The organism is Georgenia deserti (assembly GCF_042680605.1).
Taxonomy (GTDB): Bacteria; Actinomycetota; Actinomycetes; order Actinomycetales; family Actinomycetaceae; genus Allobogoriella; species Allobogoriella deserti.
Genome location: NZ_JBHUEE010000005.1, coordinates 126,724 through 142,533, shown reverse-complemented (window position 1 = coordinate 142,533; position 15,810 = coordinate 126,724). Strand labels below are relative to the sequence as shown.

The 15,810-nt window shown below is 69.9% G+C and carries 18 protein-coding genes; 8 read left to right on the top strand and 10 right to left on the bottom strand.

All coding sequences use genetic code 11. The annotated features are described in order from the left end of the window. Nucleotides 1-2: 2 nt before the first annotated feature. Nucleotides 3-170 carry a hypothetical protein gene (locus ACFSE6_RS10765; protein WP_388006374.1) on the bottom strand — a complete coding sequence of 56 codons (168 nt, stop codon included), beginning with the start codon at nt 168-170 and terminating at the stop codon, nt 3-5. A gap of 235 nt (nt 171-405) precedes the next feature. Between ACFSE6_RS10765 and ACFSE6_RS10760 the strand changes: the two genes are divergently transcribed. After that, nucleotides 406-825 (top strand): pyridoxamine 5'-phosphate oxidase family protein, encoded by a 420-nt coding sequence (locus ACFSE6_RS10760; RefSeq protein WP_388006371.1) that lies wholly within the window; start codon nt 406-408, stop codon nt 823-825. A 14-nt stretch (nt 826-839) separates the two neighbouring features. On the opposite strand, the gene ACFSE6_RS10755 is transcribed toward ACFSE6_RS10760, so the two are convergent. After that, entirely contained in the window at nt 840-1,406 is a 567-nt protein-coding gene (locus tag ACFSE6_RS10755) for a winged helix-turn-helix transcriptional regulator (RefSeq protein WP_388006368.1), read from the bottom strand. Between the two features lie 54 nt (nt 1,407-1,460). On the opposite strand from ACFSE6_RS10755, the gene ACFSE6_RS10750 reads away from it, so the two are divergent. Both ACFSE6_RS10750 and ACFSE6_RS10745 read left to right on the top strand, forming a co-directional pair. Continuing rightward, entirely contained in the window at nt 1,461-1,877 is a 417-nt protein-coding gene (locus ACFSE6_RS10750) for a nuclear transport factor 2-like protein (RefSeq protein WP_388006365.1), read from the top strand. Between the two features lie 70 nt (nt 1,878-1,947). After that, nucleotides 1,948-3,078 (top strand): DNA glycosylase AlkZ-like family protein, encoded by a 1,131-nt coding sequence (locus ACFSE6_RS10745; RefSeq protein ID WP_388006362.1) that lies wholly within the window; start codon nt 1,948-1,950, stop codon nt 3,076-3,078. 31 nt (nt 3,079-3,109) lie between these two features. On the opposite strand, the gene ACFSE6_RS10740 is transcribed toward ACFSE6_RS10745, so the two are convergent. The 3 genes from ACFSE6_RS10740 to ACFSE6_RS10730 all read right to left on the bottom strand — a co-directional run bounded on the left by ACFSE6_RS10740 (nt 3,110) and on the right by ACFSE6_RS10730 (nt 5,716). Continuing rightward, a complete protein-coding gene (locus ACFSE6_RS10740; RefSeq protein WP_388006359.1) occupies nt 3,110-3,880 on the bottom strand; it encodes an LLM class F420-dependent oxidoreductase in 771 nt (256 codons plus the stop codon). Between the two features lie 128 nt (nt 3,881-4,008). Then, nucleotides 4,009-5,163, bottom strand: coding sequence for an MFS transporter (locus ACFSE6_RS10735; protein ID WP_465254144.1), 1,155 nt, complete (start codon nt 5,161-5,163; stop codon nt 4,009-4,011). 52 nt (nt 5,164-5,215) lie between these two features. Then, entirely contained in the window at nt 5,216-5,716 is a 501-nt protein-coding gene (locus ACFSE6_RS10730) for a MarR family winged helix-turn-helix transcriptional regulator (protein ID WP_388006353.1), read from the bottom strand. A gap of 576 nt (nt 5,717-6,292) precedes the next feature. Here ACFSE6_RS10730 and ACFSE6_RS10725 point away from each other — a divergent pair. After that, entirely contained in the window at nt 6,293-7,987 is a 1,695-nt protein-coding gene (locus ACFSE6_RS10725) for a sensor histidine kinase (protein WP_388006350.1), read from the top strand. Next, complete coding sequence (locus ACFSE6_RS10720) at nt 7,984-8,649, top strand: response regulator transcription factor (protein WP_388006347.1); 666 nt, start codon at nt 7,984-7,986, stop codon at nt 8,647-8,649. Before ACFSE6_RS10725 ends, ACFSE6_RS10720 begins: the two co-directional genes overlap by 4 nt. Nucleotides 8,650-8,704: 55 nt before the next feature. On the opposite strand, the gene ACFSE6_RS10715 is transcribed toward ACFSE6_RS10720, so the two are convergent. From ACFSE6_RS10715 to soxR, 4 genes are all read right to left on the bottom strand, one after another. Beyond that, the gene (locus ACFSE6_RS10715) at nt 8,705-9,541 is read right to left on the bottom strand and encodes an SDR family oxidoreductase (protein ID WP_388006344.1); all 837 of its coding nucleotides are present in this window, start codon (nt 9,539-9,541) and stop codon (nt 8,705-8,707) included. After that, the gene (locus ACFSE6_RS10710; RefSeq protein WP_388006341.1) at nt 9,538-9,816 is read right to left on the bottom strand and encodes a hypothetical protein; all 279 of its coding nucleotides are present in this window, start codon (nt 9,814-9,816) and stop codon (nt 9,538-9,540) included. The genes ACFSE6_RS10715 and ACFSE6_RS10710 overlap by 4 nt, the downstream gene beginning before the upstream one ends. A 68-nt stretch (nt 9,817-9,884) precedes the next feature. Further along, nucleotides 9,885-10,214, bottom strand: coding sequence for a DUF3140 domain-containing protein (locus ACFSE6_RS10705; protein ID WP_388006338.1), 330 nt, complete (start codon nt 10,212-10,214; stop codon nt 9,885-9,887). 80 nt (nt 10,215-10,294) lie between these two features. Next, entirely contained in the window at nt 10,295-10,765 is a 471-nt protein-coding gene (gene soxR / locus ACFSE6_RS10700) for a redox-sensitive transcriptional activator SoxR (RefSeq protein ID WP_388006335.1), read from the bottom strand. 54 nt (nt 10,766-10,819) lie between these two features. On the opposite strand from soxR, the gene ACFSE6_RS10695 reads away from it, so the two are divergent. Then, nucleotides 10,820-11,845 (top strand): zinc-binding dehydrogenase, encoded by a 1,026-nt coding sequence (locus ACFSE6_RS10695; protein WP_388006332.1) that lies wholly within the window; start codon nt 10,820-10,822, stop codon nt 11,843-11,845. Between the two features lie 18 nt (nt 11,846-11,863). On the opposite strand, the gene ACFSE6_RS10690 is transcribed toward ACFSE6_RS10695, so the two are convergent. Beyond that, nucleotides 11,864-12,298, bottom strand: a complete 435-nt coding sequence (locus ACFSE6_RS10690) for a VOC family protein (protein ID WP_388006329.1) — start codon at nt 12,296-12,298, stop codon at nt 11,864-11,866. Nucleotides 12,299-12,540: 242 nt separating this feature from the next. Between ACFSE6_RS10690 and ACFSE6_RS10685 the strand changes: the two genes are divergently transcribed. After that, nucleotides 12,541-14,376 (top strand): glycoside hydrolase family 3 protein, encoded by a 1,836-nt coding sequence (locus ACFSE6_RS10685; protein ID WP_388006326.1) that lies wholly within the window; start codon nt 12,541-12,543, stop codon nt 14,374-14,376. 21 nt (nt 14,377-14,397) lie between these two features. Then, nucleotides 14,398-15,747 (top strand): exo-beta-N-acetylmuramidase NamZ family protein, encoded by a 1,350-nt coding sequence (locus ACFSE6_RS10680; RefSeq protein ID WP_388006323.1) that lies wholly within the window; start codon nt 14,398-14,400, stop codon nt 15,745-15,747. Nucleotides 15,748-15,810 lie beyond the last annotated feature (63 nt).

Genomic DNA, 15,810 nt, shown 5'->3' with positions numbered 1-15,810 from the left:
CGTCAGAGGCGATGCGCGACGTGCCGGAACGAGAACGTCAGCACCAGCAACGTCAACAGCACGAGCAACGCGAGCCCGCCCAGCAGGTACGGATTGACGACCGCCCCCTCGGCCGCCCCGGCGTGCTCCGCCTCCTGCTCGGCGGCGAAGATCACGAGCGAGGTCTTCATGCGCGTCCTTCCTGAGGTCCTGCCGATACCAGGGAACAGTCTCGCACGATCGACTCCGTCCGCTCACACAGCGGACGTCGGGAACGCGGAGAGCAAGGTCACGGGCCTCCCGACGCCGAGATCGCCCGCTCGGTCGGTTGCGTCACGACCGCAACAGCGGTCTCGGCGCGGGTCGCCTTGTCAGTGGCGAGGGCTACGTTGCCGGTGACGAGCACACAAGCAAAGAGGAGGACGTATGCCGCTGACGAAGCAGGACCGCGAGGAGTTCCTCGCCGAGAAGCGGATCGGCGCACTATCCGTGACCGGTGAGCCGGGTCGCGGTCCGGTGACCGTGCCGATCTGGTACCACTACACGCCCGGTGGGCAACTGTGGATCCTGACCGAGGCCGCCTCGCGCAAGGTCGCGCTCATCCGCGCGGCCGGCCGTTTCACACTCATGGTCGAGCGGGTCAAGCCAAGTATCCGGTACGTCTCCGTCGAGGGTCCGGTGACGCGCATCGACCCGGCGACCGACGAGGACCGGCGCACGATGACCTACCGCTACCTCTCGGGCGAGGCCGCGGAGCGGTATCTCGAGTTCGCCGCGCAGCACATGGGCGAGGAGGTCGTGGTCGAGATGCGGCCGGAACGCTGGTTGAGCGCCGATCTCGGCTGAGCACTCGTCCAGTGTCAGCCGTCGTCTCCGAGCTCACCCGGGGTCTGGTCAACCGGCCCGTGGCGGCTGGCGCCACGCCGGTCGGCACGGGCGGCGAGAGCGGCACCGATGAGTGTGGTTCCGGGGCCGGCCGCTCCCCCGGGCCCCGGCACGGGACGCGTGTTCTCGGCCGTCATCTCCTCGCCACAGCAACTGCACACGGTGCGTGCCGTCGCGTGCGACCCGCAGGACTCGTGCAGCAACCGAGCCGGTGGGCCGGCATCCGTCGCCTGCCAACGGTCGCCCCAAGCGATGATCGTCGCGAGGACCTGGAAGAGCTCCCGGCCCTTGTCCGTCAGCAGGTACTCGTGACGCACCGGCCGGTCCTGGTACGCCCGGCGACGAATCACCGCGTTGCGCTCGAGCTTGTCGAGCCGAGCCGCCAGGATGTTCGGCGCCACGCCGAGATCCCGGCGCAGGTCCTCGAAGCGGTTCAGGCCGGCGAAGAGATCGCGCAGGACCAACGGCGTCCATCGTTCGCCGACGATGTCGACGGTCCGCGCCACGGAGCACGCCATGTCGGCCAAGGAGCTTCGAGCCATGGCCACACCGTAGTCCATTGCTTTTTGCAACGGACTACGCCTAGCGTGGCGTCCGTGACCACGCTCGTCCCGGACTTCTGTGCCGCGGCCGGCCGCCACGATGTCGACGCCATGCTCGACACGCTGGCGCCCGGAGCCACGCTCACCTCACCGCTCGTGGGTGGGGCTGTCTTCAGCGGCAGCGCAGACCTCAAGGTCCTCCTCGGCGCGGTCTACGGTGCGCTCCGGGACCTGCGGTGGGACGAACCGATCGGGGTCGGTCGCCGTCGGCTCGCGATCAGCGTCGGCCGGATCGGCAGAGTCGAGATCATCGATGCACTGGTTGTCGATCTGGACGAGACCGGCCGGATCACCGGCTTGTTTCCGCACCTTCGGCCGTGGGTGGGCGCTACCGTGTTGGCGGCCCGCCTGGCACCCACCCTCGTACGGCATCCGGCAATGCTCCGCCGGGCACAGCGGCGGGCCGGCTGACAAGCCGTCCGGCCCCTGCGCTCTCGAAGCGCCCACCGGAGCCGCCGCAGCGGTCCGACGGAGGAGGCTCATGGTCCACGAGCTGTCCCGCACCGACGCCCGCCGCGTCGCGGTGCGTGCCCAACTGCTGGCCAACCCGCGCCCCACCGATCTGCTCGAGATGGTGCGGCACCTGACCGTCCTCCAGCGAGACCCGACCGCGACCGTCGCACCCAACGCCGACCTGGTGGCGTGGAGCCGGCTCGGCGACGCCTTCGCGCCCGTGGACCTGGACGCGGCCATCGAGGCCGGCGAGCTCGTCGAGCTCGAGGGCTTCCTGCGACCCGCCACGGATCTGAGGCTGTTCCGGGCGGAGATGGCCCGGTGGCGCGGAGAGGGCGGCGAGCTCGCGAACTGGCAGGAAGCCGCACTGGAGTGGGTCGAGGTCAACGACGAGTGCCGTCGCGACATCCTCGACCGGCTGCGCGACGAAGGGCCGCTGCCCACCCGCGACCTTCCGGACACCACCGTGGTGCCCTGGCGGTCGAGCGGGTGGAACGAGGGGCGGAACGTACGCCTGATGGTTGAACAGCTGGTGCGGCGAGGAGAGGTCGCCGTGGCCGGGCGCGACGGCCGTGCCCCGCTGTGGGACCTGGCCGAGCGCGTCTATCCCGACACCGAGACCGTGCCGTGGCCGGAGGCGGTCCGGATCCGCGCACAACGACGACTGCGTGCGCTCGGCATCGCGCGGCCAAAGAGCACCGCCGTCCCCGGCGAGCCGAACGACGTCGGCGAGACCGGAGAGCCCGCAACCGTCGAGGGTCTGCGTGGGACGTGGCGCGTGGATCCGGTCTACCTCGAGGAACTCGAGAACAGCAACGATCCCTCGGACGTCTTCCCGGGTCGTACAGTGCTGCTCTCGCCTCTCGACCGGCTGGTCTTCGACCGGAAGCGGATGGCCGACCTGTTCGACTTCGACTACCAGCTCGAGATGTACAAGCCGGCCGCGAAACGGCGATGGGGCTACTGGGCCCTGCCGGTCCTCCACGGTGATCGACTCGTGGGAAAGGTCGACGCGCAGGCAGACCTCGATGCCGGGCTGCTCCGCGTCCACGCGATCCACGAGGACGGCGGATGGCCCCCGGCGATCCGCACCGCCGTGCACCGCGAGATCCGCGCACTGGCCCACTGGCTCGAACTCGAGCCGGATCTGCCGAACTGAGAATTCGTCAGGGACGAACCTCCGCGGAACCTCAGCGGGCGTCGCGCCAGGCGACCCACTGCCGGACGAGGTCGAGGTCGAAATCCGGACCGTCGAGCCCGATCGTGAACAGGCTCGCCCCGGCACCGACCAGTCCGGCACCGATCTCCTCGGGCGGACGGGCGACGCCGACGGAGCGCTCGATCTCACCGGGATCGCGGCCGACGTCGGCACAGTGCCGCTCCAGCACGGCGTTCTTGTGCCTGAGCGTCTCGACGTCGGCGAACCCGTGCCAGATGGTGGCGTGCTCGGCCGTGTAGCGCAGGGTCTTCTTCTCCCCACCACCACCGATGAGGATCGGGATCTCGCGGGTCGGTGCCGGATTCAGTTCGGCCCAGCGGCCCTTGATCCGCGGCAACGCCCGGGAGAGGTCGTTCAGGCGAGACCCGGCGGTGCCGAACTCATAGCCGTACTCGTCGTAGTCCCGTTCGAACCACCCGGCCCCGATGCCGAGGATGAGGCGCCCACCGCTCATGTGGTCGACCGTGCGGGCCATGTCCGCCAGCAGATCCGGGTTCCGGTACGAGTTACAGGTGACGAGGGCGCCGATCTCGACGCGGCTGGTCTGCTCGGCCCAGGCGCCGAGCATGGTCCAGCACTCGAAGTGCTTGCCGTCCGGTTCACCGCTGAGCGGGAAGAAGTGGTCCCAGTTGAAGACGATGTCCACGCCGGCGTCCTCGGCGCGCGCAACCGCGTCGCGGATCTGGGCGTAATCGGCGTGCTGGGGCTTGATTTGGACTCCGATGCGAATGGGTCGGCTCATGACGGTGAGCGTATGGCCGCGCGTCGTGGCCCGCCCACGGGCCGTTCGCATGCCGGACCCCTGGGCCCTGGCGGGCCTCACGCCGGATTCGCGTCGGTGATCGCCTCGGCCTCGGCGCCGCTGCGCCGCTACGGGGTGCGCCCGCCGAGTCCGAGGAATCGGCGCCCCAGGAGCATGACCCCGGCCGCCACCGACACGGCTGCGGCACCGACCCAGAACGGTAGATGGACGCTGATCTCCTCCCCGAGCTTGCCGGCGAGGAACGGCGCGACCGCGCCGCCCGAGAAACGAACGAAGGAGTAGGCGGCCGAGGCCACGGGCCGGTCGACCGGTGCGGCAACCATCACCGCTTCGGTGATCACCGTGTTGTTCACGCCCAGGAACGCCCCGGCCAGGATCACGCCGACGGCCAGCGCCGGCTTGCTCTCGGTGAGGACGGCCATCATCACCAGGTCGAGGGCGAAGAGGACCAAGGCCCCCACGATGGTCGCGACGGTTCCGAAGCGGCGCTTGAGGACCGGCGCCACCCAGACGGAGGTGACGGCGAGGAGGACGCCCCACCCGAAGAAGATGAGTCCGACCTCCTTGGCTCCGAGGTTCAGCGGGAACGGGGTGAACGCGAGGAGGGTGAAGAACCCGAAGTTGTACAGCAGAGCCGTCACAGCGACGGTGAGCAGGCCCGGGTACCGGAGCGCCTTGAACGGGTCAGCCAACGAGGTGCGCCGACCGGCCGGACGCGTCGTCGGTAGCAGCACGCTCGTGGCGACGAGCGCGACGACCATCAGAGCCGCCACACCGAAGAACGGGGCGCGCCAGGTCAGCTCCCCCAGTGCGCCGCCGACGAGCGGTCCGACGGCGATGCCCAACCCCAGCGCCGCTTCGTAGAGGATGACCGCCTGGGCCGTGGACCCGCGGGCGGAGACCACGATGGTCGACAGCGCCGTCGCCACGAACAGGGCGTTCCCGAGACCCCAACCGGCGCGGAAGCCGACGATGCCGCCGACGGTGTCGGAGGTACCGGCGAGGGCGGCGAAGGCGATGATCAGGACGAGCCCGAGCAGCAACGTTCGTTTGGCACCGATCCGGGTCGAGACCACACCGGTGATGAGCATGGCGACGCCCATGATCGCCATGTAGCTGGTGAACAGCAGCGAGACCTGGCTCGCGCTCGCCCCGAGCTGGTCGGCGATCGGCTTGAGGATCGGATCGACGAGCCCGATTCCCATGAACGCGATCACGCAGGCGAAGGCGACGGCCCATACGGCACGGGGCTGCCGCAGCAGTGAGGCAGGCTCGTCCGGCGCCGCGTCCTCGGCTGCTCTCGTACGCTCGGTCTCACTCGTCACTGACTGGTCGCCTCCCGGTGTCGTCGGCGTTGGGGTTGTCTGAGGTCTGTACGCCGTCCGCCGGCGCGTCGGCGAGCGCCGCCCGCAGAACGTCCACGGCGGTGCGCAGTGCGGCTGAGTCCGGAGCTCCCGCGCGCCGGAGGCGTGCGGCGACCATCGCGCCGTTCAACCGGCGCAGCTCGGCGAGCTCACGGCGGCCCGCCTCGGTCAGCTCCACCACGGTGCTGCGCCGGTCGCTCGGATCCGTCCGTTTCGCGACCATGCCCCGCTCGACGAGGTCAGCGACGGCGACCGAGACCGTCGGCTGCGCCGAACGATCCGCGGCGGCCAGGGCGCTGACGCCGAGCGAGCCGTGCTCATCCAGCAGGGACAGCATGCGTGACCACGCCGGAAGCTGATTCTCCCGACGGACGAGTCGGACGAGTCGTGCCGCCTCGACCACCAGATCACTGGCCAGGCGGTCGACCTCGACGGGGTGACGTGCAGACACCGGAGCACTATATATAGGGACCCTATGCATCTGTCGAGATGAGAGTTCTTTCATCCGAGCTTCACGTGCGAATCATGACGGGCGGTCACCCTGGGGACATGAGCGTGATCAGACGCGTGCTGTTGGTACTGGCGATCGTGGCTGTGCCGGTGACCCTCGTGGTCACCAGTCAGGCCCTGAGCAGCCGTGCCGTCGACCCGACCCTCGATCAGAACTCGGTCGACGTCGAGATCGAGTCCGGCTCGCCGGCGGACACCGAGCCGCCGTCTCGCTCACCGTCGTCGTCGCCGTCGCCATCCCCCAGCTCGTCGCCCTCCCCCTCCGAGGACGACGAGGGCGGCGGCGACGACTCCGGATCCAAGGGCTCGGGTGGTTCCGGGAGCTCGAGTGGCTCCGGCGGCTCAGGAGGTTCGGGTGCCTCCGGAGGGTCAGGAGGCTCCGGCGGCTCAGGAGGTTCGGGTGGCTCCGGAGCGTCAGGAGGCTCGGGTGGCTCCGGGAGCTCAGGCGGTTCAGTTCCCAACGAACCGAGCCAGGCGCCCCCGCCGCCGTCGTCGTACGACGATGATGATGACGACGATGACGACTGGGACGACGATGATGATGACGATGACGATGACGATGGGGACGATGACGACGACGATGACTGAGTCGCGCCCCGAACGCGCGTCGTCGTCCGAGCCTTCCCGTCAGCGCGAGGAATCGCCGTCCGCCACCTCGACCGGCCGTCCCGACCGTGATCCCCGCAGGTGGGGCGGGCGCGGTTCGCGTGTCCCGGCCCGGTGGCGTATCGCGGCCTGGATCGTCCTGACCACCGGCATCACGCTGGCCACAGTTCTGCTGATCATGCGCTCCCTCCTCATCAGCGACGTCCAGACCGCGGCCAACGCGGCCATTCAGCAGGAGGCCGAGGAGTTCACGACGTTCGCCGACGTCGGCGTCGACCCCGCCACAGGCCAGCCGTTCACCAGTCTCGACGGCATGCTCGAGACCTATCTCGAGCGTCAGCACCCGGATCAGGGCGAAGTCCTGATCGGGGTCGGTGAGAGTGTCTGGCACTCCGACAACGCGCGACTGCGGACGGTGGACGGCGAGCCGTACCTCCTCGGTGAGGACGCCGGAACGCTGCGCCGGATCATCGACGCCCCAGGCAGCGGCGGAGTCCTGGACACCGAGCACGGTCAGTTGCGATGGGGCAAGCTCGACGTGAGCACCGACGCCGGGGCCGGGATGTTCGTCGTCGGGGAGTTCGTGCGGCCACACATGGAGGCCAACGACCGCATCCTGCGGATGACGGCGCTGGTGGCGATCGGTGGCCTGCTTCTCACTGCGGGCATCAGCTATCTCGTCGCCGGCCGCATCCTCGCACCGGTGCGTGCCATCGGGCGGGCGGCGTCGGAGATCTCCGAGACGGACCTGTCCGTCCGCGTGCCGGTGCGCACCCGCGACGACCTCGGCGAGCTGGCGCAGTCGTTCAACAGCATGCTCGACCGGATCGAGAACGCCTACACCACTCAACGCCGTTTCATCGACGACGCGAGCCACGAGCTCCGCACCCCGATCACCGTCATCCGCGGTCACCTGGAACTGCTCGGCGAGGACCCGGGCGAGCGTGCTGCGACCCTCGCTGTGGTCGACCGCGAGCTCGGTCGGATGTCGCGACTGGTCACGGACCTGCTCATGCTGGCGAAGGCGGAGCGGCCGGACTTCCTGCACAAGGAGGACACCGACCTCGCGGAGCTCATGCTGCACGTCGAATCGACGATCCAGGCACTGGACGATCGGCCGTGGCTGTTGATGGAGGTCGCCGAAGGGCGAGCCCGGGTGGATCCGCAGCGGCTGACCCAGGCACTGTTGCAGTACGCCGCGAACGCCGTGCAGTACTCGCCGGAGGGGGCTCCGGTACGGTTCGGTTCCACGCTGGTCGAGGACGGCGACCGCCACCTGCTGCGGCTCTGGCTGGCCGACAACGGCCCGGGCATCAGCGAGGAGGACATGCCTCGCGTCTTCGAACGCTTCAACCGCGCGGTCTCCCCGACCGAGCACCAGCACGGCGTCGGGCTCGGGCTGTCGATCGTGCGGGCGATCGCCGACGCGCACGACGGTCAGGCGTGGGTGGAGTCGGCCTTCGGGCAGGGTGCAACGTTCGGCATCGACCTGCCGGTCGATCTGCTGCCGACGCCAGAGGAGGCGGGAACGACCGAGATGGAGACGGACGGCGGCGCCAATCCGTACCGAGCGGCGCTGCGCGGTCTGCGGGAGGGACGTCGATGAGCCGGATCCTGATCGCCGAAGACGACCACGGAATCGTCTCCTTCGTGCAGAAGGGACTGCGTTCGGCCGGGTACACCACCGTGGTCGCCGAGGACGGGCAGACGGCCCTACTCATGGCCCGCGTCGGCGAGTTCGACATGATCATCCTGGACATCGGACTGCCGCTCATGGACGGCTTCACCGTGTTGGAACGCCTCCGCGAGGAGGGCGTGGCCACGCCGGTGATCGTGCTGACGGCCCGCGACAGTGTCACCGACCGGGTCCACGGACTCGAAGGCGGCGCCAACGACTACATGACCAAACCGTTCCAGTTCGCGGAACTGCTGGCCCGGATCCGGCTCCGCCTGGAGGACCAGCCCTCCGCCACGGCAAGTGTGCTCCGCGCTGCCGGGATGACCCTGGACCTGCGCACCCGCCAGGTCGAGGTCGACGGACGCGCCGTGGACCTGTCGGGACGCGAGTTCGCGCTACTGGAAGTGTTCATGCGGCACGAGGGTCAGTTGCTCTCCCGGGAGCAAATCCTCGGACACGTCTGGGGCTACGACTTCGACCCTGCGTCGAACGTCGTCGACGTCTACGTGCGGGCGCTGCGGCGGAAGATCGGCGCAGACCGGGTCCAGACGATGCGCGGCTCGGGGTACCGCCTCCAAGCACCGGCGTGACCGTTGCCGTGTTCCGAACGGATGACACGGCCCCCGGCCACCGGGCGATCCGGGCCTACGGACGGCGCCAGTCGTGCGAGGTCAGGTGCGAGCCGGCCATCGGCCCCATGGTGAGCATGCCGCCGTCGACGGGCCACGAGGCGCCATTGACGTACCCTGCCTCGGGTCCACACAGGAACGCCACCGTGGCGGCGATCTCGCGCGCGTCGCCGGGACGCGCCACCGGGATGCCCGGGCGGTCCTTGTCGTCGCGGAGCACGGACTCGTCGCCCTGGCCGGTCATGGGCGTGGCGATCTCACCCGGGGCGACGGCGTTGACGGTGATACCGTGCTCGGCCAGTTCGAGGGCCGCGACCTTCACGAGCAGGCCGAGACCACCCTTGGCCGCGCAGTACGGACCGGCACCCACGCGGGGCGCGTGTTCGTGGACGCTGGTGATGGCGACGATCCGACCGCCCCGCCCGGCGTCGATCATTCGGCGGGCAGCCGCCTGCAGGCAGCAGAACGCCCCGTCCAGGTCGATCGAGACGACGTCGCGCCACTGGCCGTAGTCCATGTCGACGAGCAGTGTGGAACTCCCCGTGCCGGAGGACATCACCAGTGTGTCGACGCCTTCCATCTCGGCGGCGGCGTCCTCGACGAGCGCCGCACCGGACTGGGGGTCGCTGAGATCGAGATGACGGGCGTATGCCTCGGCGCCGGTAGCCCGGACCTCCTCGGCTGTGGCGCGGGCGCCCGCTTCGTCCCGGTTCCACGTCACGGTTACCCGGCGGCCTGGGGCGGCCAAGGCCACGGCCGTGGCCCTGCCGATGCCTGAGTCACCGCCGGTGACGACGATGCGGGTCGGCTCGAAGGCGGCCGGCCCCTCGGTCGGGCCGGATCCGGCGGTCATCGACTCACCAGCTTGTGGAAAGTGGAGTCCTCACCGTCGGCCTTGTGCTGCTGATACAGCAGGGCGAGCTTCTGGCTCTCGAACTTGGTGAACCACTCGGCCCAGTCGATGTGGTCGAGGTCGTCCTCGTCCGCACCGCCGGGGAAGTCGATCCGCAGCACGCCGGCCGCGTCGGACCCGGATGTCCCGCGGACCGTCGCCGGTCGGCCGCCGTGGTCCTCCACCCAGCGCCGGATCTCGTCGTGGTCGGTGGTCGTGGTGGTCTCGGATGCCATCTCGCTTCGTCCTCTCGGTGGTCGGGTCCGGTCCGGCGGTTCGATCTCGACTCGCGTTGGGGCCGAACTCACACCGGTTTCAGCGGGTCGTGACCCAGCGACATCAGCCGTCGCCGCCATCCGTCGTCGCCGGCCTTGGGCTCCGGTTCCGCACCGCGCGCGGCGCGGACCTCCTCGACGACGGCGCGCATCACGGTGGCGTCATCGGTGGTCAGATCGGTGCGACGCTTGCCGAGGATCTCCAGCACCTGCCGTGACCGGGCGGTACCCGCCTGGTCGGGCAAGGGCTCGGTCGACTCACCGGCCTCGTCGGTGGCCAGCCAAGCCTGCAGTTCCGCGGAGGACATGTTCACCACGCGGTGGAACTCGTCCCACAGCTCGTCGTCGACGGTGGCCATCACGCTTCCTCCTCACGCTCGGGTCCGGTCCTTGCCGCCGACGCTAGAACGGGCCCTGGCGCTCCGCACCCGGAGGAGGTTCAGGCCTCCAGGCCGTCGACCAGGAGGTTGCGCGGACCCGGCCCCTGCGCGGCGAGTGCGTCGCGGCCGTTGACGAGCTGGCATTTGCGCAGCGACAGACACCCGCACCCGATGCAGTCCGTCAAGTGGTCCCGGAGCGCCTGCAGCTGTTCGATCCTGGCGTCGAGGTCCGCCTGCCACGCCTGCGAGAGGCGCCTCCAGTCCTTGGCGGTCGGCGTACGGTCCCCGGGCAGCGCGGCGAGCGCCTCGCCGATTCGACGGAGCGGGATGCCGACGCGCTGGGAGACGCGGATGAACGCGACGCGGCGCAGGGTGGCCCGCGGGAATCGACGTTGGTTCCCTGAGGTGCGCCGGCTGCTGATCAGGCCCTGCCGTTCGTAGAAGTGCAGGGCGGAGACGGCGACGCCGCTACGGGCGGCCAACTCGCCGACGCTCAGTTCGTCGTGGTCCCAGGGGACGGTCTCGGCCACGTGATCACCTCGGGGCTTGAGCTCAACAATGGTTCAGGTACGAGGCTAGCCACCATGGATGCCGTCCGACACCACGCCTTCGGCCCTCCCGAGACCCTGGCCCTCGAGCAGGTCCCCGACCCGACCCCCGGCCACGGGCAGGTCCTCGTCGCGGTGAGTGCTCACGGGGTTCACCTCCTCGATACCGCCATCCGTCGCGGCGCGACCGTCGGGCCGGTGCCGCTGCCCACGTTGCCGGCGATTCCCGGCCGGGAGGTGGGCGGCACGATCGTCGATCTCGGAGCCGGGGTGGAGCACTCCTGGATGGGCGCCCGCGTCGCCGCCCACCTGGGTCCGCGCCCGGACGGCGGCGGCTATGCCCGCCACGCGGTCGTCGACGTCGACGCCCTGCACGACCTGCCAGCTCACCTCGCCACCGCGGACGGCGTGGCCATGATCGGGACCGGTCGAACCGCCGTGATGACCCTCGAAGTCGCGGCGATCACGGCGGCAGACACCGTGATCGTGACGGCCGCGGCGGGCGGAATGGGGTCGCTCCTGGTGCAAGCGGCACTGTCTGCCGGCGCCCGCGTGCTCGCCCTGGCCGGCGGCTCCGACAAAGTATCGCTCGTCGAGGATCTGGCAAGGCGGTCATACCCCGCCGCGCAGGACTGGCAGGGCTCCTGCGCAGTGGTCGACTATTCGGCTCCCGGCTGGCACGTCGACGCGCTGACCGCACTGCGAGGCCTCGGCGGCTCGGCCACGGCGGTCCTCGATGGCGTCGGCGGTGATCGCGGTAGTTCAGCGGCCCGACTGCTGCGACCTGACGGCCGACTGATCGTTCACGGATGGTCGTCCGGAGACCGGAACGAGTTCGACGACGACGAGGTGGCGCACGGGGCACGCATCACCGCACGCGCTGTCGTCGGGCCGCGCGCCGAGCCACCCGGAGACCTACGCAGATACCAAGAAGAGGCTCTCGCCCGCGCGGCGTCGGGACAATGGCGCATCCACACCCACCAGGTCCCTTTGGCAGAGGCTGCTCGAGCGCACCGCGATCTGGAGGAGCGCCGCACCACGGGCAAGGTGGTGCTTGTGTGAGTAGCACCCGCGGCCGGCTCAGTCGAGACAGAACTCGTTCCCCTCCGGGTCCTGCATGACGAGGTGTCCCGCGTCGATCGCGTCCGGCTCGAAGCGCTGGACGCGCGTGGCCCCGATCGCCACCAGCTCGGCCGCGCGCCTTTCGAGTTCGGCCATGCGGGGAGCGGACTCCAGACCGATCGCCGCACGGACATCGATGTGCAGGCGGTTCTTGGACGTCTTGGGCTCCGGAACCTTCTGGAAGAAGAGCCGTATCCCGGCGCCGTCAGGGTCCGCGAGTGCCGAGCGGTCGTTCCGGTTCTCGACCGGGACGCCCCAGGCATCGAGCGCCTCGTCCCACGTGGCGAAGCCGGCCGGCGGCGGCTCCAGCACGTAACCGACGACCTCGGCCCAGAAGCGAGCCAGCCGACCCGGATCTACGGCATCGAACGTGATCTGCATGGTTGCCGCCATAGCGTTCCTCCTCGATTCGGCCTCGAGCGACGTCTCTGGATCCCCAGTGGACCAGCACCCACCCACACTCGAAGCCCTGAAAGTCATTTTCAGGACCAGTAGGGTCGCATGGAAATTCTTGACAGCGAGGGCAGTCACTTCTAGCCTGCTTGGCCTGGCGCGGTCGCGGCGACGAAGCCGCGACGGGCGGACCGGCGCCGTCGGACCCGTCCGGACGAGGCGCCCGAGCGACGGGAGTATCCGTGAGAAGACCAGGATCGAGACGGCTCGCCGCCACGACGAGTGCCGCAGCCGCCGGATTGGTGCTCGCCGGCATGGCGCCCGCCGGCGCGGCGAACAGCGGTGACACCGACATCGACACCCTCATCGCGGGCATGACGCTCGAGCAGAAGATCGGGCAGATGACGTGGACGCATGTCTACGGGGCGTCGGCGCACGACACCTCCATGGCCGAGCAGAACCGAGCACGGTACGGCGTGGACACTCCCGCCGAGGTGGTCGAGAAGTACGACCTGGGCGGTGTGCTCTACTTCGCATGGTCGGGGAACACCAACGACCCCCAGCAGGTGGCCGGTCTCAGCAACGGCCTCCAGGAGGCGGCACTCGGGGACGGCGGGCCCGGCATCCCGCTGGCGGTCACCATCGACCAGGAAGGCGGACTCGTGGCGCGCATCGGCCCGCCCGCCACCGAACTGCCGGGAAACATGGCGCTCGGCGCGAGCGCCGACGCCGATCTGGCCCACGCCCAGGGGGAGATCCTCGGCTCGGAGATGCGCGCGATGGGCATCAACGTGGACTTCGCCCCGGTGCTCGATGTGAACACCAACCCGGAGAACCCCGTCATCGGCATCCGATCGATGGGCTCCGATCCCGCGGCCGTGAGCGAGCTCGGCGCGGCCCAGATCACGGGCATGCAACAGCACGTGGCAGCCACTGCGAAACACTTCCCGGGTCACGGGGACACCGAGACGGACTCGCACTACGGGCTGCCGCGCGTGACGTACGACCGGCAGACCCTCGAGCGGCACCTGGCCCCGTTCCGGTCGGCCATCGACGCGGGCGTCGACATGATCATGACGGCCCACATCATCGTCGACGCGATCGACCCGGAGCTGCCGGGAACCCTCTCCCCCGCCGTTCTGACCGGCCTGCTCCGCGAGGAGCTGGGCTTCGAGGGCCTCATCACCACAGACGCCCTCGACATGGACGCGCTGGCGGCGAACTGGAGCCAGGAAGAGATCGCCGTCCAGGCGATCCGCGCGGGCTCGGACATCCTGCTCAACTCCCCCGATGTCGACGCCTCGATCGCCGGCGTCCGGCAGGCGATCGACGACGGCGAGCTCACCGAGGACCGTCTCGACGAATCCGTCCGACGGATCCTCAGCTGGAAGGCCGAACGCGGCGTCCTCGACGACCCGTACGCCGACCCGGCAGCGGTCGAAGACGTCGTCGGCAGTGACGGACACCTCGAGACGGCGGCGACGATCGCCGACGCCTCGATCACGTTGCTACGCAACGAGGACCGGACGTTGCCCCTGGACCCGGGTGAGGACACGGTGTTGGTGGTCGGTGCCGGCAGTGCGTGGCCGGAGCGGCTGGGAGCGATGCTCGCCGACCGCGGTTTCGATGTGATCGAGGAGTACGAGAACGGACCGTCGCCCTCGGCCGGGTACCGCGAGCGCGCGGTCGCCGCGGCCGAGAACGCCGACGCCGTCGTCTTCACCTCGTACAACGCCAGCGGCAACCCAGCCCAGCAACAGATGGTCACGGCGCTGGCCGGGACGGGTACACCGGTGGCGGTCGTCGCGGCGCGCAATCCGTACGACATCAACGTGTTCGACGGCGCAGATGCGGTCCTGAACAGCTACGGATACGGCGCCGTCAACTACGCCGCCGTGGTGCGCGCCCTCGCGGGGGACCTGAATCCCCGCGGCACGCTTCCGGTCGCCGTCCCGACGGCCGACGGCAGCGAGACGCTGCTGCCGCTCGGGTACGGCCGGAGCTACCCCGGCCGTCCGGATCATGCCGGACCACCCGACCACGCCGGACCACCCGACCACGCCGGACCGAGGCGCTGAGCACACGAGAAAGGTCAGACGATGCGATCACTCTCCCGCCACGCCGCCGCCGTGGGCGCCGCCCTCGCCGTCGGCGTCGCCGGCTCGTTGGCCGCCGCCCATCCGGCCGACCGGACCGGCCCACCGACCGACCGTCCAGGCCCGCCGCCGGACCGCCCCGGGGGCCCACCGGGGCGGCAGCCACTGACCCTCGGCGTCGAAGCCCTGCTCGAGGACCTCGAGCCACTCCGGGGACAGCGGGTCGGGCTCATCACCAATCCGACAGGCGTCACGCAGGACCTCACACACGTGATCGACGCCCTGGTCGCCGGGCAGGAGTCCGGCGGCTACGAGGTCACCGCCCTCTACGGGCCCGAGCACGGAGTCCGTGGCGGTGTGCCGGCCGGCGAGTACGTCGAGTCCTACACGGACGAGCGCACGGGGCTGCCGGTGTATTCGCTCTACGGCGAGACCCGGAAGCCGACTGCGGAGATGCTCGCGAACGTCGACGTACTCCTCTTCGACATCCAGGACATCGGCGCGCGTTTCTACACCTACATCTGGACCATGTACTACGCCATGGAGGCCGCGGCCGAGAACGGCACGGGCTTCATGGTGCTCGACCGGCCGAATCCGTTGGGTGATCACATGGCCGGACCGGTCCTGGACTATCCGGAGCTCAGCTCGTTCGTCGGCCTGCGCGAGATCCCGCTCCAGCACGGGATGACGGTCGGCGAGCTCGCCCGGTACTTCAACGGTGAGCTGCTGGAGACCCCGGTCGATCTCGAGGTGGTCGAAATGTCCGGGTACAGCGCCGACGACATCGTCGAGGAGTGGGACCATCCGTGGGTCCTGCCCTCGCCGAACATCCCCACGCGCGCCACCGCGTTGGCATACCCCGGCACCGGACTCATCGAGTCCATCAACGTCTCCGAGGGCCGCGGGACCACCACGCCGTTCCTGTGGTTCGGTGCGCCGTTCATCGACGAGACCGAATCCTGGGCGCTCGCCGACGACCTCAACGCCCGCGGACTCGAGGGCGTGCGGTTCCGGCCCGCCTCGGCCACGCCGTCGGCCAGCAAGCACGCAGGCGAGTTCTCCGGCGGCCTGGAGATCCACATCACCGACCCCGGCGAGTACGCCTCCCTGCGGGTCGGTCTGCACGTCCTGGACGCCCTCTTCGACCGCATCGAGGAGGTCGAGTGGCGTGAAGGTGCACAGTGCCAGTCGCCGGAGGACGAGTGCTGGATCGACCTGCTCTCCGGCAGCAAGGACGTCCGTGCGCAGCTCGAGGCCGACGTCGACCCGGACGAAATCCTCGCCGGCTTCGAATCGGAGCTGGACGACTTCGCCGAGGAGGTGGCCCCCTACCGCCTCTATGACGCCGGATGACGCCACCGCGCCGAGGCAGCCACGGCCGGGACGGAATGTCCCCGACCCGGCCGAGGTTGTCCT